The organism is Paenibacillus sp. FSL E2-0178 (assembly GCF_038593005.1).
In the GTDB taxonomy this organism is placed as follows: domain Bacteria; phylum Bacillota; class Bacilli; order Paenibacillales; family Paenibacillaceae; genus Paenibacillus_AQ; species Paenibacillus_AQ phytohabitans.
In genome coordinates this window covers 6,567,009-6,589,960 of record NZ_CP151953.1, presented here as the reverse complement: position 1 = coordinate 6,589,960, position 22,952 = coordinate 6,567,009, and the positions used below count along the sequence as shown (strand labels likewise).

General features: G+C 52.1%; 17 protein-coding genes. 3 read left to right on the top strand and 14 right to left on the bottom strand.

Going from position 1 to position 22,952, the window contains the following annotated elements:
• The first annotated feature begins 282 nt into the window (after positions 1 to 282).
• Positions 283 to 4,812: a S8 family serine peptidase gene (locus tag MHI42_RS28590; protein ID WP_342421362.1), complete on the top strand. Its 4,530-nt coding sequence runs from the start codon at positions 283 to 285 to the stop codon at positions 4,810 to 4,812.
• 485 nt (positions 4,813 to 5,297) lie between these two features.
• On the opposite strand, the gene dnaJ is transcribed toward MHI42_RS28590, so the two are convergent.
• The 4 genes from dnaJ to hrcA all read right to left on the bottom strand — a co-directional run bounded on the left by dnaJ (position 5,298) and on the right by hrcA (position 10,270).
• Entirely contained in the window at positions 5,298 to 6,422 is a 1,125-nt protein-coding gene (dnaJ, locus tag MHI42_RS28585; protein ID WP_042139464.1) for a molecular chaperone DnaJ, read from the bottom strand.
• 218 nt (positions 6,423 to 6,640) lie between these two features.
• On the bottom strand, positions 6,641 to 8,488 hold the full coding sequence (dnaK, locus tag MHI42_RS28580; RefSeq protein WP_171720965.1) for a molecular chaperone DnaK: 1,848 nt from the start codon (positions 8,486 to 8,488) through the stop codon (positions 6,641 to 6,643).
• Between the two features lie 110 nt (positions 8,489 to 8,598).
• Positions 8,599 to 9,189 (bottom strand): nucleotide exchange factor GrpE, encoded by a 591-nt coding sequence (grpE, locus tag MHI42_RS28575; protein ID WP_039309604.1) that lies wholly within the window; start codon positions 9,187 to 9,189, stop codon positions 8,599 to 8,601.
• 49 nt (positions 9,190 to 9,238) lie between these two features.
• Positions 9,239 to 10,270 carry a heat-inducible transcriptional repressor HrcA gene (gene hrcA / locus MHI42_RS28570; protein ID WP_039309603.1) on the bottom strand — a complete coding sequence of 344 codons (1,032 nt, stop codon included), beginning with the start codon at positions 10,268 to 10,270 and terminating at the stop codon, positions 9,239 to 9,241.
• 233 nt (positions 10,271 to 10,503) lie between these two features.
• Here hrcA and MHI42_RS28565 point away from each other — a divergent pair, with 233 nt between their 5' ends.
• On the top strand, positions 10,504 to 11,208 hold the full coding sequence (locus tag MHI42_RS28565) for a hypothetical protein (RefSeq protein WP_342421361.1): 705 nt from the start codon (positions 10,504 to 10,506) through the stop codon (positions 11,206 to 11,208).
• A 216-nt stretch (positions 11,209 to 11,424) separates the two neighbouring features.
• Here MHI42_RS28565 and MHI42_RS28560 read toward each other — a convergent pair whose 3' ends face one another.
• The 6 genes from MHI42_RS28560 to gpr all read right to left on the bottom strand — a co-directional run bounded on the left by MHI42_RS28560 (position 11,425) and on the right by gpr (position 18,589).
• Complete coding sequence (locus MHI42_RS28560; RefSeq protein ID WP_171721047.1) at positions 11,425 to 11,916, bottom strand: N-acetyltransferase; 492 nt, start codon at positions 11,914 to 11,916, stop codon at positions 11,425 to 11,427.
• 92 nt (positions 11,917 to 12,008) lie between these two features.
• On the bottom strand, positions 12,009 to 13,181 hold the full coding sequence (gene hemW / locus MHI42_RS28555) for a radical SAM family heme chaperone HemW (RefSeq protein WP_342421360.1): 1,173 nt from the start codon (positions 13,179 to 13,181) through the stop codon (positions 12,009 to 12,011).
• Between the two features lie 238 nt (positions 13,182 to 13,419).
• The gene (lepA, locus tag MHI42_RS28550; RefSeq protein WP_340783466.1) at positions 13,420 to 15,231 is read right to left on the bottom strand and encodes a translation elongation factor 4; all 1,812 of its coding nucleotides are present in this window, start codon (positions 15,229 to 15,231) and stop codon (positions 13,420 to 13,422) included.
• A 225-nt stretch (positions 15,232 to 15,456) separates the two neighbouring features.
• A complete protein-coding gene (locus MHI42_RS28545) occupies positions 15,457 to 15,975 on the bottom strand; it encodes a hypothetical protein (RefSeq protein ID WP_342421359.1) in 519 nt (172 codons plus the stop codon).
• A 30-nt stretch (positions 15,976 to 16,005) separates the two neighbouring features.
• The gene (locus tag MHI42_RS28540) at positions 16,006 to 17,418 is read right to left on the bottom strand and encodes a stage II sporulation protein P (RefSeq protein ID WP_342421358.1); all 1,413 of its coding nucleotides are present in this window, start codon (positions 17,416 to 17,418) and stop codon (positions 16,006 to 16,008) included.
• A 160-nt stretch (positions 17,419 to 17,578) separates the two neighbouring features.
• Entirely contained in the window at positions 17,579 to 18,589 is a 1,011-nt protein-coding gene (gene gpr / locus MHI42_RS28535; RefSeq protein ID WP_340985714.1) for a GPR endopeptidase, read from the bottom strand.
• A gap of 180 nt (positions 18,590 to 18,769) precedes the next feature.
• Here gpr and rpsT point away from each other — a divergent pair, with 180 nt between their 5' ends.
• The gene (gene rpsT / locus MHI42_RS28530) at positions 18,770 to 19,042 is read left to right on the top strand and encodes a 30S ribosomal protein S20 (protein ID WP_039309591.1); all 273 of its coding nucleotides are present in this window, start codon (positions 18,770 to 18,772) and stop codon (positions 19,040 to 19,042) included.
• Between the two features lie 165 nt (positions 19,043 to 19,207).
• Here the strand turns inward: rpsT and holA are convergent, their stop codons facing one another.
• From holA to MHI42_RS28510, 4 genes are all read right to left on the bottom strand, one after another.
• Positions 19,208 to 20,227 (bottom strand): DNA polymerase III subunit delta, encoded by a 1,020-nt coding sequence (holA, locus tag MHI42_RS28525; protein WP_171720961.1) that lies wholly within the window; start codon positions 20,225 to 20,227, stop codon positions 19,208 to 19,210.
• A 287-nt stretch (positions 20,228 to 20,514) separates the two neighbouring features.
• Positions 20,515 to 21,780 (bottom strand): zf-HC2 domain-containing protein, encoded by a 1,266-nt coding sequence (locus MHI42_RS28520; protein ID WP_342421357.1) that lies wholly within the window; start codon positions 21,778 to 21,780, stop codon positions 20,515 to 20,517.
• Entirely contained in the window at positions 21,777 to 22,328 is a 552-nt protein-coding gene (locus MHI42_RS28515; protein ID WP_039309588.1) for a sigma-70 family RNA polymerase sigma factor, read from the bottom strand. The genes MHI42_RS28520 and MHI42_RS28515 overlap by 4 nt, the downstream gene beginning before the upstream one ends.
• A 278-nt stretch (positions 22,329 to 22,606) precedes the next feature.
• A complete protein-coding gene (locus MHI42_RS28510) occupies positions 22,607 to 22,849 on the bottom strand; it encodes a hypothetical protein (RefSeq protein ID WP_042139474.1) in 243 nt (80 codons plus the stop codon).
• Positions 22,850 to 22,952: the final 103 nt, after the last annotated feature.

Below are 22,952 nucleotides of genomic sequence, written 5' to 3'. Positions count from 1 at the left end.
GAGATTCAAGCTCTTAGTTGTACATGTTTATGTTGTCTTGGCTACGCCATTTTTATGCTTTTTTTTCAATAGCCCAGTATATTAATCGGATTTCGACAATTTATTCAGCACATTACCGTAATATGGTACTAAAGTAGTATATTCCAATCTGTAAATTGACTGTAAAATAAATGTAATTTTCACAATTATTTTTCTTCGAAGCAGTTAAGCCACTCGGAAGGGAGAGAACCGGTTTATAAGGTTGCTGTAATGAAAATCAAATACTACTGGGGAGGATATTAAATGTTCAAACGCTCCATTCGCAAATTTGGCATAGCCACTGCAAGTTTTAGTCTAGCGGTTTCCATTCTGCTTCCTTCCGCATCTTTCGCAAGCAGCACTTCGTTTTTACCAGCAGCACCGGATCTCAAGAATCATGTCTCTCTGCTTAACTCCAGGTTAGGCAACACCCCGGACTCCTTAAAATCATCCATCCAGAACTACACTTCAGCATTAAACTCCAAACCGCAGAATTATGCGGGCAACATCACCACTTCAGCGCCTGTAACTTTCATTGTCCAATTGCAGAACGACCCGGTCAAAGTAGCTGAGAACCAGGGCGCCAAGAGTAAGGCACCTGCTTTGCAGCGCAATATTCTCCGCACAGAGCATAACAGCTTCGCTGCCGCTGCCGCCGCACTCGGTGCAACCACCGGCCATGAATACACGGAGGTATTCAACGGCTACTCTGTGACTCTGCCGGGTAATCAAGTGGACAAGCTGCTGACCTTACCTGGTGTGAAGGCGGTCTTCCCTAACCAGAAGGTTCAAGCGCTGGAAACTGCAACAGATGCCTCTACTCTTACCGAAACCCTTAAGGAGGTAGATAAGGTCGGAAACGGAGACATCTTCGGTTCTGATGAACTGAATGAGGATGGCATTACTGGTGAAGGAATTCAGGTTGCCGTAATCGATACCGGTATCGACCTTACGCATCCGTACCTTGAGAAAATTTATAAAGGCGGGTATGATGTCGTCGACGGTGACTACGATCCGTCAGAGACAGCGCCTGATTCCGATTATGCGCCAATCAACGGCAATCCTTATGAGACGGCTCATGGCTCACACGTCTCTGGTATTATCAAGAGCGTAGCACCGGATGTTGAGCTTTATGTGTACCGCGTGCTCGGTCCATATGGAAGCGGCACTACGGACGACGTTATTGACGGTATCGAAAGAGCCGTAGCCGACGGTGCCGATGTTATTAACCTCTCGCTTGGTTCAGATGTGAACCAGCAGTATTCGCCTGATGCCATCGCAGTGGATAACGCTGCTGCTGCCGGTGTCACCGTTGTACTGGCCGCAGGTAACGCCGGTCCCGAAGCGGAAACCGTCGGTACACCAGGCGGTGCGCACCGCACCATTTCCGTTGCCGCTTCTACGACCCCTGCCGAAATTACTTTCATTAAGGTGGGTGTTACCCAGACGGTCTATGGTATCCAGGCTTCCGAAGAAGGACTTCTTGGAGAAGCCAACGGCTTGGAAGTTGTCTATGCCGGACTCGGGCTAACTGTAGATGATTATAAGAACGCAGATGTTGAAGGTAAAATTGCAATTGTTGACCGCGGAACCAATACCTTCGTGAACAAGTCGGCAAATGCCCGTGCAGCAGGTGCTGTCGGCTTGCTGATCGCTAACAACAGAGCAGGTGAACTCAATGCCGCTACTGATGCTACCGGAGTCCCTACTTACGGCATTACCCAGGACGAAGGCAAGGCGATCAAGGCTGAACTGGCTGAAGGCCGTAATACGCTGTCATTCGAAGTTGGTCCCGATAAGGACAACCTTATTGCCGGTTTCAGTTCGCGCGGACCTGCACTTCCGGACTTCACCATCAAGCCGGATGTATCGGCTCCTGGTGTAGCCGTGAATTCATCAGTACCGGTATGGGAAAGCGAAACCGGCTACGCCAAGTTCAACGGAACCAGTATGGCCAGCCCGCATGTGGCCGGGGCAGCTGCGCTGCTGCTGAGCGCAAGCATTCCTGATAACGGGGAAGAGCCATCCCTGACTCCGGACCAGGTTAAAATCCTGTTAGCCAATAATGCCACGACTCTTTCCGACCGGAATAATAAATATTACAGTGTATACGAGCAGGGTGCCGGGCTGATTGATCTGCCAAAAGCACTTAGTGCTACTGCCATCGCCCGTGTTCCGGAGGTGCTTGATACCAAACGTCCGGAAACCGAAATACCTAAGGTTAACTATGACACAAGCTCCTTGTCCTTCGGACTGGTGACTTCGCCGTCCACTGTGACTAAGACCGTGTATGTAGACTCCCTGACTGGGGAACCTGACACTTTCAATATTGATGTGGAATGGCGTACTTCATCCCATGAAGGTATTGAGTTCGCAAATCTTGAAACCTCTGTTGAAGCAGATGATTACTTCCAGGTACCGCTAACGGTAGATGCGGAGGCTCTAAGCGGAAAGTACGAAGGTGTACTGACGCTAACTTCAGGTACAGAGACTCTGACACTGCCATTCAGCGTGGTAGTAGGTGCGCAGTACAAACCTGATACCATCACGAATTTCGAAGTCGGTGCAGAGAATTTCGAGTTCATTTCACCTAACGGTGATGGACTTCTGGAGAGCACCTACCTGACCTTCTCTGTAAATGAAACGGTAGAAAACCTTGCGCTGGAAGTTGTCTCACTGGACGGTTCTACAACCGTTGTCGGAGATGTGTATGCCACAGGGCAGAAATTCTACCCGGGCCTCTATGAAGAACCGGAATGGACTGGCATCGTTGATGTTCAGGGTGAGTCTTATGTATTGCCTGACGGCATATATTCCATAACCCCTGTCCTAGACGGCGGAACGACCCGGTTCGATGACCTGTCTGCTATTGTTATTATTGACCGGGAAGCACCGGAAGTCAGCGGTGCAACCATAACGGAGCACGCCCGGACGAACGAGCAGGAACCGCGAAGTGCAACCATTAGCGGTGTCATTGCTTATGATCTGATGTTCGAGCTTATCGATGAACAGACGGATCCGAATGAACTGCTTGCAGTATCTGCAGCCTATGAAGAACCAGATGGTACTGTAAAAGAAGCGGATGGCTATATTGATTCCAACGGTTACTTTGAAATTGAGGTTCCTTTGACCGAGGGCTTGAATCAGTTCTATCTGTACGCTTACGATTACGCGTCAAACGGTTGGCTCGATTATGCTCAGCTTCTGCGCTACAACACAGATCAGACAGTTGCAACGGTCTCACCTACAGCTTCCAGTGCGACTGTTGAGCTGGGCACTTCAATCACCATTGATGCCGGCTTCTCCGTAACTGAGAATGTGTACGGTATCTACGGAGCCACTTTCAATTTGCTCTACAGCAATAGCCTGGCTCAGCCAAATATCAAGTCAAGCGTACAACTGGCAACCTATCAGGAAACTCATTTCCCTGGTGTACCGTTGCCTGAGTATACGAACCTGATTCATTTGGAGGACGGACGCGATGTCCAGCAGTATGGCGTGCATGTAACAGACGGAGCTTACGATGGAATTGGTACCGGATCCTTAGGACAGTTCACCTTTACTCCGACTAAAGCCGGAACTTATACCTTTGAATTATCGGATATCAAGCTTTGGAGCGACAATTACTCGGCGACAATTCCGGCAGGTTCATCCACTGTGAGTGTTGTCGTGAAAGAACCATCATCAAGTTCAAGTAATCCATCACCATCTCCAACTACACCAACAGCAGCTTCAGGCACTACTGCGACTTCCGGACAGCTTACTGTAACAGCTGATCCTGCAGGTGGTAAGCCTACAGCGAGCCTGGCTGTTTCCGACTCCATTCTGGATGCGGCATTGAAGAGTGCGGTGAATAACAATGTCGTACTGAGCATCACTGATGTAGACTTCTCCAAATACGGACAAGTAAGCATTGTGCTCACATCTGCCCAGGCGGACAAGCTGAAGAGTTCCGCAAGTGCACTCAGTCTGAACGGCAAGGGATTCTCCCTAACCATTCCGGCTGGCACACTTCCGGACTTCATTACCGCCAGTGGCCTAACCGTCACACTCGGTTTGCATGAGGAAGCAGATACCGCTCCGCTAAGCGGCAGTACCGGAAGTATTGATATCGGCTCCTCCTCACTGACCCTCAAGAACGGCTGGACCACAAGCAAGCCTGTATTTGTACAGCTTGCCCTGAACCCTGACGGCTTGAAGGATGTCCGCAAGACAGGGGCTTATAAAGAATCTGCTGAAAACTCATGGAGTTATTTGCAGCCAGGCACCATTCCTGCAGACGGCCTGCTGCAGTTCAGCATTACCGGTGACGGCACCTACACTGCTGCCGCCCGTAATACCAGCTTCTCGGATATCGGCACACACTGGGCCAAGGATGCTGTCGAAGTTCTTGCCGCTCACGGTATCGTAGCCGGTAAAGGAACTACCGCCAGCTTCAAGCCTGCAGACAGCCTGAATCAGGCCGAGTTGTTGACCCTGTTCGACCGTTTGCTCGGCAAAGGTGACACCTGGACAACACACATCAAGGAAAGCGGCTCCCGCGATGTCCTGACCCGCGAAGAAGCAGCGGTAATTCTGGCTGAGGCACTCGGTGCCGATGTCACTTCCTCTACGCTGACCTTTAAGGATGCAGGTTCTATCTCGGCTAACGCCAAGAACGCAATCGCTTATGCAGTAAGCAAAGGCTACCTCCAAGGTGTAGGCAACAACACCTTTAACCCGAAAGGTACCCTGACCCGTGCCCAGGCTGCTGTCATCCTGGAGCGTGTGCTCGAGGATCTGCGTAAACAGTAAGACAAGTAATCTGTATCGTAACTAATATGCCTTACTAAAGCGGCGGCAGCATCCTGATTTGTGGATGCTGCCGCCGTTTATTGTGCACAGCCAGTACATCAATTTGTTATACGTGCACGTAGATCTTACTTTTCCACTAACGGAGACCGTTTTAACCCCATCAGCCGCTGTTTCGGACTGAGATTCCGCTAATTCGGAAATTCAGTCCGATTCACAGGCCAAACGGACTGAGATTCCGTTATATGACCAGATGCCCCTAATTTCGGACTCCAATGAACAAGATAACGGAATCTCAGTCCGATTCAGCCTCAATACCGGGGGATTTCGGGAAATAAGCGATTCTCAGTCCGCCTCAGTCCGCCCCACTCTGCTGACAGCCCGGTCTGTTGCGCCAGTCAAATATAAAACGCCCGCCTCCAATTCCCATGGAGGCGGGCGTTGCTATGCGGCTCCGTAGGGCCGCAGGATTAATACTCTTATGAAGATCAGTCCCCGCGGAACGCACGCTTCACGCGGTCAAAGAAAGACTGCTCCTGCTCATGAGTGTTCTCTCCATTGTGGGAGGCGAACTGGCGGAGCAGGTCTTTCTGCTCATCACTAAGCTTGCTAGGCGTGACCACGATGACGCGGACATGCTGATCGCCGACTCCGCTGCCGCGCAGATGCGGAACACCTTTGCCTTTGAGGCGGAAGAAGGTTCCGGTCTGTGTGCCTGCAGGAATCTTAAGCTTCACTTTTTCGGTAAGTGTAGGGATTTCGATCTCGTCACCAAGCGCCGCCTGAGCGAACGTCAATGGAACCTCGCACATAATATCATCGTTCTCGCGCTCGAAGAAATCGTGATTCTTGACGCGGAACACAATGTACAGATCTCCGGCAGGGCCGCCGCGTGTGCCGCCTTCGCCTTCACCGGTCATGCGCAGCTGCGCGCCGTCATCGACACCGGCAGGAATGCGCACATGAATCTTGCGCTGTTTCTTAACCTTGCCCTGGCCTGCACATGTTGTACATTTTTCTTTGATGATCTTGCCTGTGCCGCTGCAATGGGAGCAGGGACGGCGGTTACGCATCTGTCCAAGCGGTGTATTCTGCACGAATTCCTGCTGGCCGCTGCCGTGGCATACGGAACAGGTCTCCGGCTTCGTTCCAGGTTTGGCACCGGAGCCAAAGCAGGTATCACAGGTCTCCGTACGCGGAATGGTAATATCGGTTTCTTTACCGAATACCGCTTCCTTGAATTCAATGGTCATCGTATACTGCAAATCGCCGCCGCGCTGCGGTGCATTCGGATCACGCCGTCCGCCGCCGCCGAAGAACATATCAAAGATATCGCCAAGACCGCCGAAATCTCCGCCGCCTCCGCCAAAGCCGCCGCCCATGCCCTGGTTAGGATCAATATGTCCATATTGGTCATAACGAGCCCGCTGCTGCCCGTCACTGAGGACGTCGTAAGCTTCCTTAACCTCTTTGAACTTGGCTTCTGCATCGCCCGCTTTATTCACATCCGGATGATACTGGCGCGCCAGCTTACGGTACGCTTTCTTCACATCTTCGTCTGAAGCATCTCTTCCGAGGCCCAGAACCTCATAATAATCGCGTTTATCTGCCACTGCTTTCACCTCCGTACATCGTTATTCTTCTGCCCTTAACATGGCAAGTAGAAACGGCTACGCCGTCCCGCGGGGACGGCACCGTTTCTTCGAGAAATGTAAGAAGAAATTTATGACGGGAAACCCATAAACCCTTACATTTTAAAGGGAAAGCCAAAACACGGGATGCCCCGGTTTTGACCTTCCCCTCTCACCAAATAGAAACTTATCGTTTAAGGTTACCCTTGATTCTTCTCATCGTCAACCACTTCATAATCGGCGTCTACCACGTTGTCTTTCTTGGCATTGCCTTCAGAAGCTCCCTGGCCGCCTTCAGCGCCTTGCTCAGCTTGTGCAGCCTGTTCATACAGCTTCACAGACAACTGCTGTACGATCTCATTCAGCGCCTCTGTAGCAGCAGTGATTTCTTCCAGGTTGTCGGTTTCCAGTGCAGCCTTCACTTTGTCTTTGGCTTCATTGGCTTTCTCGATTTCGGAAGCGTCGACTTTGTCAGCAAGGTCCTTGATGACTTTGTCCGTGGAGTATACGAGCTGGTCAGCGTTGTTCTTCGCTTCTACCAGTTCTTTACGCTTGCGGTCTTCCTCAGCGTGCAGCTCGGCATCCTTCATCATCTGTTCTACTTCAGCATCGCTCAAGCCGCTGGAAGAAGTGATAGTGATCTTCTGGCTCTTGTTGGTGCCTTTATCCGTAGCAGATACGTTAACGATACCGTTGGCATCGATGTCGAAGGTTACTTCGATCTGCGGTACACCGCGCGGTGCCGGTGGAATCTCGTTCAGCATGAAGCGTCCCAGTGTCTTGTTGCCGTTCGCCATCTGGCGCTCACCCTGCAGTACGTGGATTTCCACGCTCGGCTGGCTGTCAGCGAAGGTCGAGAACACCTGCGATTTGCTTGTAGGGATCGTAGTGTTGCGCTCGATCATCTTCGTGAATACGCCGCCTGCAGTTTCAATACCCAGGGACAGCGGAGTTACGTCAAGCAAGACCACGTCTTTAACATCACCAGTCAGCACGCCCGCTTGAACAGCAGCACCAAGGGCTACTACTTCATCCGGGTTAACGCCTTTGTGAGGCTCTTTGCCTGTAAGCTTCTTGATCGCATCCTGTACGGCAGGAATACGTGTGGAACCGCCGACCAGCACGATTCTGTCCAGATCAGCAGGCGTCATGCCGGCATCGCTAAGCGCTTGACGGGTTGGTCCCAGCGTACGCTCTACCAGGCTTGCAGTCAGTTCGTCGAACTTGGCACGGGTCAGGTTGACCTCCAAGTGCTGTGGTACTCCGTCAACAACCGTGATGAACGGCAGCGATACAGTAGTTGTCAGTACGCCGGACAGCTCTTTTTTCGCTTTTTCTGCAGCGTCCTTCAGACGTTGTACAGCCGCTTTGTCTTTGCTCAGGTCAATGCCTTGCTCTTTCTTGAATTCAGCCACGAGATAATCCATAACCAGCTGGTCAAAATCATCCCCGCCCAGACGGTTGTCACCGCTGGTAGCTTTTACTTCGAAGAAGCCGTCGCCCAGTTCAAGGATTGATACGTCGAATGTACCGCCGCCAAGGTCATAGACTAGGATCGTCTGGTCTTCGGATTTCTCCAGACCGTAAGCAAGTGCTGCTGCCGTTGGCTCGTTGACAATACGCAGTACTTCAAGACCGGCAATTTTGCCCGCATCCTTCGTAGCTTGACGCTGGCTGTCATTAAAATATGCAGGAACCGTAATAACGGCCTGGGTTACTGTCTGGCCCAGATAGGCTTCAGCATCGGATTTCAGCTTCTGGAGAATCATCGCCGAAATTTCCTGTGCGGAGTAGTCTTTGCCGTCAATGCTTTCTTTGTGGTTCGTACCCATGTGGCGCTTAATAGAAGCGATGGTACGGTCCGGGTTCGTGATGGCCTGGCGTTTAGCTGTCTCGCCGACGATACGCTCGCCGTCTTTCTTGAAGCCTACAACCGACGGGGTTGTACGCGCGCCTTCCGGATTCGGGATAACGACGGCTTCGCCGCCTTCCATAACGGCAACGCAAGAGTTCGTGGTTCCAAGGTCAATACCGATAACTTTACTCACTGTAATTTGCCTCCTCAGACATAAGGTGAAGCCCGGGGCTTCAACCATTCATATTATTATTGTGGTGAAACGTTGTCTTCATAGAATAATGCTCACTTATATAGACAGAACTACATGCTGACTTTGACCATGGCCGGACGAAGAACTTTATCTTTCAGGAGATAGCCCTTCTGGACTTCTTCTGTCACGATGCCTTCCTCGTGCTCCTCGCTCTCCACCTGCATGATCGCCTGATGATATTCAGGGTTAAAAGGCTGTCCTACCGTTTCCATAGCTGTAAGTCCTTCAGACCTCAGCACTCCATCCAGCTGCCGGAAAATCATATTGATGCCTTTGGTGAACGCTTCGGAATCCGCGCCTGCCGGAGATGTAGCCAGTGCACGCTCGAAATTGTCGAGTACCGGAAGCAATTCAGTTACGAGCTTGGAAGTCGCATATTGCGCCAGCTCTTCCTTTTCCTTCTGTGTGCGGCGGCGGAAGTTATCGAAATCAGCCTGTACACGCAGTGCGCGCGCCTGATGTTCATTTGCAAGCTCCTGCAGCCGTCCGAAATCCTCTCCACTGCCTGAAGCCGCCTCGCCGGCCTCTTCAGCCGTAAATGTGCCAGTGCCTTCTGCAGCTTCCGCCTCATCAGCAGCCTGGTTTTCATTTATGGAGGGATCATTCTGTTCATTCATTTCCTGAACCTCTTCCTCTTTCAAGTTGTCTTCACCTCCTTATCATCATTCACCGTAATCAATTACGCTCTGTTCACTTATACCAGTGTGCCAGCATCGCTGTCAAATCCCGGGACAGAATCCCCAGAATGCCCATTACGCGCGCATACTCCATCCGGGTCGGACCCAGGATACCGATGCTCCCCAGCGCCTTGCCATCCAGCGAATAGGTAGCGGTAATCAGACTGCAGTTCGCAAAAGCATCATGCTTATTCTCTGTACCAATGCGCACTTGCATCCCTGTTCCTCCGCTTGCCGGGGTCAGCATTTTGAGCAGGGTTGGCGTCTCTTCCAGCAGGTCCAGAATATTCTTCACCTTGTCGACGTCCTTGAACTCCGGCTGGGTCAGCATATTCGTTGCGCCGCTGAGATAGATGCGCTGTTCATGGTCGCTTTCGAGCGCCGTGTCCAGCACCTGCATTAATTCTTCATAGTGGGAGATGTGACGCTGCATTTCCTCACCCAGCTCGGAATAGAGCTGGCTCTTCAGCTTATAGAGCGGTACATTCACCAGCTTGCTGTTCAGCAGATTGACGACCTTCTCCATTTCGGATACAGAAATATCCGGAGGAAGGTTGACGATCTTGTTCTCCACCTGTCCCGTGCTGGTAACGATAATCGCCACCGCAGTGTTGTCATCGAGCGGAAGCAGCTGAAAGTGGCGCAATGAAGTATGAAAAACCTCCGGTCCCAGCAGGATGGAAGTATAATTCGTCATATTGGAAAGAATCATTGCCGCATGTTGGATAACCTGCTCTGTCGCATTCAGCTTCTCGGCGAAAAAAGCGCGGATCGTGCCCAGTTCGGCCGTTTCGGCGGAATTCCACGGTACCAGATGGTCCACATAATAGCGGTAGCCCTTATGAGAAGGGATTCTCCCTGCCGAAGTATGAGGTTGCTCCAGGTACCCCAGGTCCTCAAGATCAGCCATTTCGTTGCGGATCGTTGCAGGACTGTAGCCTACATCGCCGCGTTTCGAGATACTGCGCGAGCCTACCGGCTCAGCGGAAAGAATATAATCATCTACGATTGCATTCAGTATCATTCTCTGGCGTTCAGTTAACATGTTATTCCCTCCTATCGGCTGTGGCTCCGATTCGTTAGCACTCTAGTCAGATGAGTGCTAACCACTAATACAAAAATACCAAACTGACCTTGGCATTGTCAAGTCAGTTTCACAAATCACAAAGCACTGGCGGATGCATTTTTTTCAAGATAAAACCATTATTTCGGATATGCCCCCGCAACCATTCATCCGCTTCATCGTCAGATAGAACAAGGGGTGATGAAATGCGCTTGATGAAACCATGGTTATTTGCCTTATCCGCCGTGATCCTATGTGTGCTGTTGCTTACGGCCTATACAGTGAAAACAACTCAGAACAAGTGTTACTTTGACGATGTGGATTATGCATCCGTCCTGCAATGGAATGGTGTCCTCTATGGCGGTGATACGGATAGTGATCTCAGCGGACTGAGCAAAGGAAAGGCTATCGGCAAGATTACCTACAGCAAAACCGAGCATAGATGTCCCCGTAAGAAGATGCAGGATGGAGATGCCACGAATCTGAAGACAGGTACTCAGCTCTATGAAGTGAATGGATATGAACCTTCGGCGAGAATCTGGGCGGGTGACCAGCTCTATGAGGCGTACAGCAACCCTGCAGCCAGAACCCTTAACGATCTGCTGGATGCCGAGGGCAAAATACAAACCGTCCGTTTCATCAGCGGCAATGACGGTTCAGAGCTGATGGACTTTTCTCCGGAGGCCAACGCCATATTCATCCGTGAATTCCCCAAGCTGGAGTACATCCCGCAAGAGGAGCTGTCCAAACAGACCAAGAGCTGGGTGGGCAATCTGTACTGGATGGAAATCGAAATGAAAGACGGGTCCACCAGAAGGATTGCCTATAATACAATGTTCCCTTCATTTCACTCTGCATATGCCACTCCGGAGCTGGCCGAGCTGATAGAGCAGCAGCGCAAGCTTATTTATGCCAGGTAACCGGTCAACCGCATCTGTGTGCGAAGCGGAATTGTTGTACGTTATACAACTTGAATGCTTAGAAGCGACAACAGCAGCACAGATCCAAATATTCACTATATAGAGTGAAGTGTAACATCCACATATCCGCGCAAAAAAACCACTCCCCCGGAGCTTCCGATCCGTAGGGCAGTGGTTTCTTATTATATAGGTTGCCGCAGAATCTGTGCCCCCGGATTAATCCAATCTCTTCAGCACAGCGATTTCATCGCAGGCATGCTGCTTCTTGCAGTGCACACAATCAGTCCAGACCTTCTCCGGGAAAATCTCCTTCTCCACCACATCGAAGCCGTTTCTGAGGAAGAAATCCACGGCATAGGTCAAAGCCATAATCTTCGGGATTTTCTGGCGTCTGGCTTCTTCCGTCAGCTTCTCCAGAATCATCGAGCCTACGCCTTTGCCCTTGCCTTCATCGCGCAGACCGATCGAACGCACCTCTACGAGGTCGCTTCCGAGTCTGAACAAGGATCCGCAGCCGACAAATCTGCCGCCGATTTCGGCAATCACGAACTGATCGATCTGGCGGGTCAGTGCTTGCCTGGAACGGGGCAGCATAATTCCGCGCTGAGCGTATTCCTCTATCATCAGATACAGCGGCTCTACATCCTCCACTGTAGCATTTCTGCATATCACTTGTTGATCTCCCGCAGGAGAAGACTGGCGGAACATATCCGTTTTGACAAGCACTTTGACTCACCCCTCGTTGTTAATATGAATAAATATACAACAGAGTGAATTACAATTCAAGGGGTATTTTAAAATTAAACTTCTGTCAAAGCACCGACAAATTCTCCAAATACATCGTTGCCGAACAGGATTCCCTGCTTGCTCAGACGATAGGTGTCCCCCGTCTGCTCCAGCAGCCCTGCCTTAAGCATTTTATGCAGCGATCCCGCAAAAATATCCTCCAGCGACTTCCCGAATTGTGAGCGGAATGCCGTATCCGACACCCCTTCGCGCATCCGCAGGCCGACCATCATGAAATCCTCCATCGCCTCCTGCTCGGAGATAGGGAAGCTGTCCAGACGGGGCAGCCCGCTGCGCGTAGCTTCATTATATGGATTAACGCCCTTGATATTCATATGCCGCTGGCGGCCTACATATCCGTGCGCCCCGGCACCGAGGCCATAATAATCCTCGTTACGCCAGTAGGTAATATTGTGGCGGCTCTCCATCCCCGGCTTGGCAAAATTGCTGATCTCATATTGCGTATAACCCGCAGCTTCCATGGTGGACATAAGCAGCAGATACATCGCCAGCTCATCCTCTTCATTCGGCAGGGGAAGTTTGTTCTTATTAAATAGGGTGTGGAATAGCGTGTTCTCCTCAACCTTGAGACTATAGATAGAATAGTGGGGAAGATCCAGCGCCAGCGCCTTGTCGATGCTCTCTCTCAGCATATCCACCGTCTGGTTCGGCAGGCCGAACATCAGATCCAGCGAAAGATTATCCAGCCCGGCCGCGCGGGCATTCTCCAGACTGCGGTAGACATCATCCACATCATGAATGCGGCCGATTCCGCTCAGCAGCTCGTTCTGGAACGCCTGAACGCCGAAGCTGACCCGGTTGACGCCACCTTCCTTCATTACTCTGAGCTTATCTATATCGGTAGTGCCGGGATTAGCTTCCATAGAGAACTCGATATTCTCATCCCACTGCGGGAAGTGTCTGCGGACCGATTGCAGGAAATATGCCATCTCATCCGGTTTAAGCACTGTAGGCGTACCGCCGCCGACAAAAATAGTCTTGATTACACCGGGAGGCGTGTTCTTCACGGTCAGCTCCATCTCACGGTCAAGGGCATACAGATACTCCATGACCGGCTGATCCTTCAGGACATAGGAATTGAAATCACAGTAGAAGCACTTATTGGTGCAAAACGGGATATGAATATATACGGCCTCAGGGGGACGGCCATTGTGTGCTGTGTTCATAGCTGTCTCCTTTGTTCTATTTAATGTAAAAGCTATTTGCAGCCTCTGCTGCTGAAAAGTAAGAAGAAACGGCTGCGCCGCCCTGCTTAGGACGGCACCCGTTTCTGCGAGAAATAAGCAATGATTATTATCTTAATCCTGTTTCCCGGGAAATATAATATTTCCAGAAAAGGGAAGCCCTACGGCTTCCCTTGCAGGTCTATAATCCAGCTGTCAGCTCCAGGGAGCCTGCACGCTGCTACTCAATCTGAAGCACAGCCATGAACGCTTCCTGCGGCACCTCTACGCTGCCGACTTGCTTCATGCGCTTCTTACCTTCCTTCTGCTTCTCCAGCAGCTTCCGCTTACGCGAAATGTCACCGCCGTAGCATTTGGCCAGTACGTTCTTGCGCATCGCCTTAACGGTCTCGCGCGCAACCACCTTCGTGCCGACGGATGCCTGGATCGGCACCTCGAACATCTGCCGCGGGATAATGCCGCGCAGCTTCTCACAGATGACCCGGCCGCGGTTATACGCGCGGTCGCGGTGAACGATGAAGGACAACGCATCGACCTGCTCATTGTTCAGCAGGATATCCATCTTCACCAGATTCGACTGGCGGTATCCGGAGATCTCATAATCGTAGGAAGCATAACCCTTTGTTCCCGATTTCAGCTGATCGAAGAAGTCATAGACAATCTCGGACAGCGGAATCTCATACGTTATGGTTACACGGTTCGTATCCAGATACTCCATGTTAACGAATTCGCCGCGTTTGTTCTGGCAAAGCTCCATAACTGTACCTACGAAGTCATTCGGTACAATAATTCCTGCCTTCACATATGGCTCTTCAATGAAGTCAATCGTCCCGATCTCCGGATAATGCGACGGATTGTCGATCTGAATGGTCTCACCGTTAGTCAGCTTGATGCGGTAAATAACGCTTGGTGCTGTAGTAATCAGCGGCAGATTGAACTCGCGCTCAATCCGCTCCTGAATGATCTCCATGTGCAGCAGTCCAAGGAAGCCGCAACGGAAGCCGAAGCCCAGTGCACTGGAGCTTTCCGGCTCGAAGCTAAGTGAAGCATCGTTCAGCTGCAGCTTCTCCAGCGCTTCACGCAGATCATTATAATCAGAGGTCTCAATCGGATACAGACCACAGTAGACCATCGGATTAATCTTGCGGTAGCCCGGCAGCGGTTCAAGCGTCGGATTCTTGGCATCCGTCACCGTGTCACCGACACGCGTGTCGCCAACATGCTTAATTCCGGCCACAATGAACCCGACATCGCCGATGTTCAGCTCAGGCACAATGGTCATACGCGGCATGAATGCTCCGACTTCGATAACTTCAAAGGTTTTGTCGGTTGCCATCATCTTAATCTTGGAACCGGCACGGATACTTCCGTCCATAACACGGACATAGACAATAACGCCTTTGTACGGGTCATAGTGGGAATCGAAGATCAGGGCCTTGAGCGGTTCTTCGGAGTTGCCTGTCGGCGCCGGAACCTGCTTAACGACCTGCTCCAGAATCTCCTTAATACCGATGCCGGCTTTGGCGGAAGCCAGAACCGCTTCGCTCGTATCCAGCCCGATTACATCCTCAATCTCCTGCTTCACCCGGTCAGGATCGGCATTCGGAAGGTCAATCTTGTTGAGCACCGGAAGAATCTCCAGATTGTTATCGAGTGCCAGATACACGTTAGCCAGAGTCTGGGCTTCAATCCCCTGTGCTGCATCCACTACCAGCAGTGCGCCTTCGCAGGCGGCAAGACTTCGGGATACCTCATAGGTGAAATCGACATGCCCCGGTGTATCAATCAGATTCAGATAATAATCCTGTCCGTCGTCGGCACGATAAGTCAGGCGTACAGCCTGCAGCTTAATGGTGATACCGCGTTCGCGCTCCAGGTCCATTTGATCGAGTACCTGCTCCTGCATTTCACGCGAAGTGAGCGCACCTGTATACTCCAGAATACGGTCAGCCAGTGTCGATTTGCCATGGTCTATATGTGCAATAATCGAGAAATTGCGGATTTGTTGTTGTCGTTTCTGAACGTCAGTCATTCCTTACCCCCACAGACAGCCTAATGTTAATCCTCTTATTATAACAGTACGGGCTTCACCCATCAATCCCGCCAGCTGCGGGAAAATAAAGAAACACCCGGGGCAGCCAAAAAATCACAGGAGAATCCGTAAAAAAGAACGGCTGCGCGCTCCAATTTAAGCGGCAACCGTTGCATAATGGCATATTAACCTTCGAAGTCTGTCCGGCTGCACACGGACACTCCTTCACTCCTCCGATGAATCGAAGAGGGAGACTACCCAGCGTATGCTTTTCTGCGAAGCCTGCTGCAGCAGGCCGGCCGTCTTGTCCGCGAGCACATCTACGGTCGGCTTCTGTTCCCCGGGAATCAGAATCTGTTCAGGACTGAGGGTAGTGTAGTCCTTCACTTCCTGCTGCGGAAGGCTCCCCGTGCCGGCTGCTGTATCCGTACCAGCTGCAACCGGCTGCTGCACAGGCAGCACCTTATAGGCCCCGGTAGCCGGATCAATGACAACCGGCACATATACATAGGCTTGCCCGCCCTGAGCCCTACCCGCGGCCGGAAGAGACGCAGCTCCCGCTGTGCCGCTCTGCCCAGCCTGGAGCTGTCCACCGGCCGAAGAAGTATTCCCGGCCATAGTGTTCCAGCCCGGCAGCACGCCGGAGACTCCTGAACCGCTGCCGCCGCCGAATTGCAGACCCACCAGAAGCCCGACTCCCGCCCATATCCCGACCATGACCAGCTTTTTACCGAACCGCGTCATATTCCCCGCTCCTTTTTCAAGTGAATTAGCTTAGGAAGCACCGCCTGCGGATGTCTTCGCGCTTGTGCCCTCCAGTTTGACATCGCCCTCTTCAGGCGCCGCCGCTTTCTCTGCATCCCGGCTGGCCCAGTACACATCCGCGATGGCATCTGCCAGAATATCTGCTGTCCGCTTCAGCTCTTCGGCAGAATTATCGATTCCGCCTACCTCAATCAGCACGCTGTTCGGGGATAGTGTCTGGTTATACTCCCCATTATTCCCGTTTCCCGAGGATTTCCCCCATATACCGCGGGATACTCCCGGATAATTTTTCTCCAGCAGCTGGTGAATCTGATTGGCGAAGGCTTCATTTTGCTTCCAATTCTTATTCGCATGCCCGAGGATGAAGTACACCTGCGCATAATTTTTACCGTTGATTTCTGCTGTAGTTTTGCCATGCCGCTGCGAGTCGCGGTGGATATCGATCAGCTCACTCATTTCCTGATTGGCGGCCATCGCCGATTTCACAGTCATGCGTGAATATTTATAGGAGAAGTTCCAGTTATAATCCGGCACCTCCGTGGCGTAATCCTCCTGGGCATGGACAGTTCCTATCCCGCGGGCTTCCAGCCGCTTGGCAATATATGATCCTACCAGCATTACATTCTTGGAAGGAACCGCAGAGCTTGGATTATCGCTCGCTGCGCCAAGCAGAGGATTATAGGCCTCGCGGGGATGGGAATGATAGATTAGGATACGTTTGATCGAGGTATCCCCGGTACCGTTCTCCGCATCTCCGCTCCCGGAATAACCTTCACTCTCACCAGGGTCTGTAGCCGTACCGCTTGAATCCGGTGCAGGCGTAACCTCCGGCTGCACAACTTGTCCGCCCGGGTTGTCCGTTTCACCTCCGGCAGGCGGATCATTGGTCCCCGCCTCTGTGCCTGTGCCCAGGTCCGTTCCCGGATCAGCACCGGTTCCTGATTCGCCACCAGCCGCTAATTCATCGACACCGGGATGATAATCCGCAGGCGCCCCTGCCGTACCTGTCCCCCCGGAGCCTTCCCGCAGCAGAAAGGGATCATCTGCCGCAAGGCCGGGCATCTCACGCGATACCAGACTTTTGGGATCGCCCGGGTCAACGCTGGTGAGCAGCCGGAATACGAAGGAGGTAACCTTGTCGCCCGAGAATGCTGAAGGCTCCTCACCCTGCGGCAAATGCGGAACCTCCATGCCCAGCAGCTCCATGAAGAATCCGCTGGAGAGTGAAGCAGCCAAGCCCTTCATAGAGGGAATGGGTGAAGAGTTCAGCTTCTGTCCGGCCAATCCGCCGGCTCCAAGCAGCATGAAAAATACAAGTGAACCTCCGGCCAGCAGCAGCATCGTTCTCCCCAGCGACAGAACATCCAGCAGCCTTCCCCGCAGCCGGCCAATATTCCATAGCTGAAACCATTTTCTGTTCATGATTGTTATGTCCTCCTCTAAGCCCTCTGTAATCTCTCATACTCCAAATCTATGAGCGGAAGAGTAATGCTAGAACCTTAGAATGAGAGGACATAGAGAAGACCCGCAGGGCAGTGCTGCCTTACGGCAGACTGTGCGGGCCTGTGAAGAATGGTGCAGATTAGTGAGTATAGGCTCCAACATTGCCCGGATCTACCGCTTCATGCAGTGCAGCGTTGAGTCCGCTGGCGACAATATTGGCGATCTCTTCAATAAACTCGTCAATTTCCTTGGGGGTGACGATGAGGTCATGCCCCAGCGGTTCAAGCACTTCCTTAACCAGCGCCAGCCGCTCCTGCCCGGAGATATCATCCAGCAAGCCCATAATCTCTTTGGTATGGGCACCGCCGCCTTCCATCTTCCCGAAATGATTGCTCATCATTTCCAGCACGTTGTTGACGATCGTTGAAGCGTAGCAGACAGTAGGAACGCCGATGGCGATGCAGGGAACACCCAGCACCTCTTTGGTCAGACCCCGCCGTTTGTTGCCGATGCCTGAACCCGGATGGATGCCGATATCGGCAATCTGGATCGTTGTATTGATTCTTTCCAGCGAACGCGAGGCCAGGGCATCAATGGCTATTATCACATCCGGCTTCGTACGGTCTACAATCCCCTGTACAACCTCACTGGACTCAATGCCGGTCAGGCCGAGCACACCAGGGGCAATCGCACTCACATTCCGGTAGCCGGGCGAGACCTGATCAGGAACCAGCTCATAGAACTGCCGGGTAATCAGCGAATTCTCCACGACCAGCGGCCCAAGAGAGTCCGGAGTTACATTCCAGTTGCCGAGCCCTACAATGAGTACGGAGGAGTTACGGTTAATGCCGATCCTGTCCAGAAAATGCTCAAATTCACGGGCAAACACAGTGGAAACCTTCTGCTGCAGGCCGGTATCCCCTCCGCGCAGTGCCGGAACCTCCAGCGTCACGTAGTTGCCGATGGCCCGTCCGATCGCTTGGGAACCGGCATTGTCTGCTACAGCAAGCCGGGTAACCTTGATGCCATCTGCTTCCTGCACCTCTTCATTGACGCCGGGAATGGGCGCATTGGACCGCGCCTGAGCCATTTCCTTTGCTTCCACTGCCAAATCCGTACGTACCGAATACAGCTGAAGATCCAGTTCCATTATTAGTTCAGCCTCCTTAAGCATATTGCCGATAGTGTGCGAGAGAAAGCCGCTGTTTATACAATCCCCGGTGCTATAATTCAAAAGCTTTTAGTGTTGCTTTTTGCTACCCTTCATGCTAAACTATTTTAAGTTGTGAATCATATGATGATTTCGAATGTCTTCCAGGAGGTGAATGCAATGCCAAATATCAAATCCGCGGTTAAACGCGTCAAGACGATCGAGAAACGCCGTGCACTGAACGCTTCCCAGAAGTCCGCGCTTCGTACAGCTGTGAAAACTGCTGATGTAGCACTGACAGGTACGGAAGTGGAAACTGCTCACGCTGCTTTCCAAGCTGCTTCCAAAAAGCTGGACAAGGCTGTAACTAAAGGCCTGGTTCATAAAAATGCGGCTGCCCGCAAAAAATCCCGCTTGGCTAAGAAATTGAACGCTCTGAAGGCTCAAGCTTAAGCCACGGGCGACAATCATAACGAGCACTTGAAGAACCTGACCGCTATGCTGCATACGGTTAGGTTTTTTTGTGCTCTTTTTCTTATACCGGAATAGTCTAAGAGCCTGCCCACCCGCATAGATGCGGAGCGGACAGGCTCTTAGGCTACCCTAACCTGTACCTGATTACACGCCAAGGCGAAGCATAAACATCTCCAGCCCCAGCACTTTATCGATTGCGCCTGTCTTCATCTGATAGTCAAGATCGGCCAGTATGCTGAGAATCTGCCGCAGACGCTGGCTGCCGAACTTATGGGCCTGCTCTCCCGCAAGCTTGACCGCATACGGATGCAGCCCGAGCTGGGAGGCAATCTGCCCTTGCGAATAGCTCAGACCGGACAGATCCTTGACCTGCAGGATGATCCTGAACTGCCGCGCAATCAGTGCAGCGATCTTGATCGGCTCCTCCCGCTGCTTCAGCAGCTCATAGAGTGTATTCAGTGCCTTATCGAGGCGCAGATTCGCGATATCCTCCACCAGCGTAAATATGTTCTGCTCCGTGCCGCGGTGGACCAGACTCTCTACTGCCGCAGCATCCACCTTACCGCCAGTACCGGCGAACAGACACAGCTTGTCCATCTCTGCCGACAGGCCCTGAAGCCCGGTTCCGGCACTTGCAATGAGCACCTCGGCCGTGCCCGGAGCAGTCGTACAGCCCCGGTCGCGGAAGCCCTTTTCCACCCAGCGCAGCAGCTCCTCCGCACCCAGCGGATTGAAGGCTAAGACGGTGCCGGAGGCCTTGGCAGTTTTGACGATTTTTTTGCGTTCATCCAGCTTATCGTTGTTCACCATAAATACAATCACGCTGAATTCAGCAGGATGCTGCATATAATCGCTTAGCAGCTCTACACGGTGTTCAATCTTGGCGTTCTCCTTGCCTGCCGTGAACAGGGCGGCATCCCGCACCAGCAGCAGCTTGCGCTCTACCATAAAGGGAACCGTCTCTGCTTCTTCTATGACGGCCTGCACCGGCGTCTCGGAGAGATCGAAGGGAATCACTGCGAAGTCACGGTCCTCTTTGGCTATCAGGTGTTCCTCCAGCATGGCCGTGAATTCATTCATCCGGAATTTCTCGCTGCCATACAGCACATACAGCGGTGAAATTTTCCCCTGTTTGATGTCTTTGGCCGCCGTTTTGGCATCCATCCCGCCACTTCCTTTTCCATTTCATTGCCTGGTTGCGTACAACGTACAACACATACATTCATACATTTTAACAAAAAAACGCCTGCAAACATAGGCAAAAACGGAGCAACCTCGGCAGCCAGGGCCAAAGTTGCTCCGTTTCAGCGGCGCATCTATATAAACGACGGAGAGGGAAGCTCTAGAAACTTACCATCCGGCGGTCATACCGATGATACTCGCAAATCCTGTAATTCCTGTCCTCATACCCTAGCATATTCCGCAGGTGCTTAAAAAGTTCCAGTTCGCGATTATTTATTGGACGTTGCCGCGTCCGGAGTAATCACCGGGCTGGACTGGGGGGAAGCGGGAGCCGATGGAGCAATAGAAGGAACCGGTGCTGATGTCTCTCCCGGAACCGTGTATGTCTTCGTTGCCTGCGTACCATCCTGCAGCTGTGTTACATAGGTGAACTGGCTGCTATCCTCCGACCACACGCCGGAGACCCAGGCCCCTTCCATGGGCAGAGAATTCAGCGCAACCCGTTCTCCCTCTGCACTGCCTGCCGGAGCGCTGTAGATTACAACCTGCTGTCCGGCCAGCTCAGCCGTATAACGGCCGTCGGGGGATGGCCACGAAGGCTGGGAAGCTACCAGAGCAGGCAACAGACCCATTACTCCAGGCTCCGGTGCTGCGGGAGGCTGCAATGCTCCCTCCTCGGGAGCTGCCATATCAGCCGCCGCATCCTCCTGGGCCGTGCCCATGAATATCTGGGTCTGGCCTGCAGGATCAGCGGCACGGTCAGCATTCCCGTTGCTGCCCTTCCGGGAACTCTCTGCCGGCGGTGCTGTGGCATTGCGTTTGGCGGAAGGAGCTTGTGTTGCCGGAGGCTCCTTGGCCGGAGCCGGACCGGAGTCCGCTGCTGCAGGAGTGTCAGCACCCTTCACACTATCCTCCATGGCAGGTATTGCACTATTCAGATTAGTACCATTAGTACCTTCAACATCAGGCTCCGCTGTGGCTTGCTCTGCGAAGAAGATCTCGCCGCTGCCGTCAGTACTGTTGTTCTGTCCTGCATCCGCCGTAGCTGCATTGTCTGCGGATTCTGTCATCATCTTAGAGGAGGCTTCACTTCCTGCTGCATTATACGCCTGATCCATATCCGCACCCGGCATACTGTCCGGCATGTTGAAGACGGCGAATAACAGAATTACCGCTGCCGCAGCAGCACCGATGCCTGTCCGTGTTGCTATTGAAGCGCCCTTGGACTTCTTGCCGCGGGTGCTTTGGCGTGTAAAGGGAATAATCTTGGGATCTTCAGATCCCACCATAACAGGCTCCTCCCGGACGCCGCGGTCCAGCTGTTCAAGCTGCGGCAGGATAGAGTCAACCAGACTGAAGGGCGGCTTCACGTCCGGCAGCTCTTCCAGTTGCCGGGAGAGCATCGTCAGCCGGTCAAAGACTTCCGCGCAGGAAGGACAATCATCGATATGACGGAACATTTCAAGCATTTCTTCCTGACTGAGATCATGATCTAAATAGCGGTGCATCCATTCCATCACCTCCGCGCACTTCATCCTGACACACCACCTTTCTGATACTCCTGAAGTCTATTCTGCAGCTGTGCCCGGGCCCTGAACAGGTAGGATTTCACCGTGTTCAAAGGCAGATCCAGACAGTCTGCAATCTCGTTGTAAGAAAAATCCTGTAAATACCGGAGTACAATCACCGTCCGGTGATGCTCAGGAAGCTGATCGATCGCCTCGCGGATATCCTCCGCCAGGTAACCCGACATCACTTCGCGCTCTACGTTATGCTTATTATCCTGGAACACCATTTCGTGCTCATCGATAGAAACAGTAGGCTTCGTTCTCCGGAACTTGTCAATACAGATGTTCGTCACGATCCGCTGAACCCATGTTTTGAACTGGGCCTTCTCCTCATAGGAGCCGATCTTGGTATACACCCTGATTAATGCCTCCTGGGATGCATCCAGAGCATCCTGTTCATTATGCAGAATGTAGAAGGCCGTCTTATACACATGTCCTTCAATTTCTCGCAATAGGGTGATTAGAGCGTCGCGATCGCCCGCTTGAGCGGCTCTGATGAGTCCCTGCTCCACCACGAAGGTTCCCCCTCTCTATGCAATCTTACTGACGCGCAAGACTGCGAATTTGTTGCAAGCCTGTAATCAATATTTTTAGAATACCAAACTTGGATAATAACGCCATAATGAAGAACCTGGTTCCCGATTCTGCGGCTGCCGCAGACCGGTCCATAATCCTTACTAAGCATACAGGGGATGCTTCAATCATTCAAATACTCTTTTATAGAAGTTTGTTACAAAAATGACATGAAAAGCAGGCAGCCCCGCATGGTAACCCCCTGCGAATGAAGACTGCCTTATAATTTATAAAGTGTAGCTGCGCACAGCAGGAGGACGGCATAATTCTCTCTGGAATCATCATCTAGCACATATACTTCACCCTGCGTAAAAAGTTGCGGATGGTTATAGTTCCGGTGCAGCTTATAAAAAGCCCCTATAGTCACCCTGCAGCCGTGTACAGCGGAGCGGATTTCTATATACTCCGCCTCTTCCATATTCAAAGTGGGATACAGCTTGCTGCGAATATCATCGCCCGGCATGGCATCACCTTTCAGGAAAGCTCATCAATTTCGGCAGGCGCTTCAGCACCCCAGTCCTAGTTGTAAGTATTGCCCTGATCGGCCTTTTTCCATCATTTACACA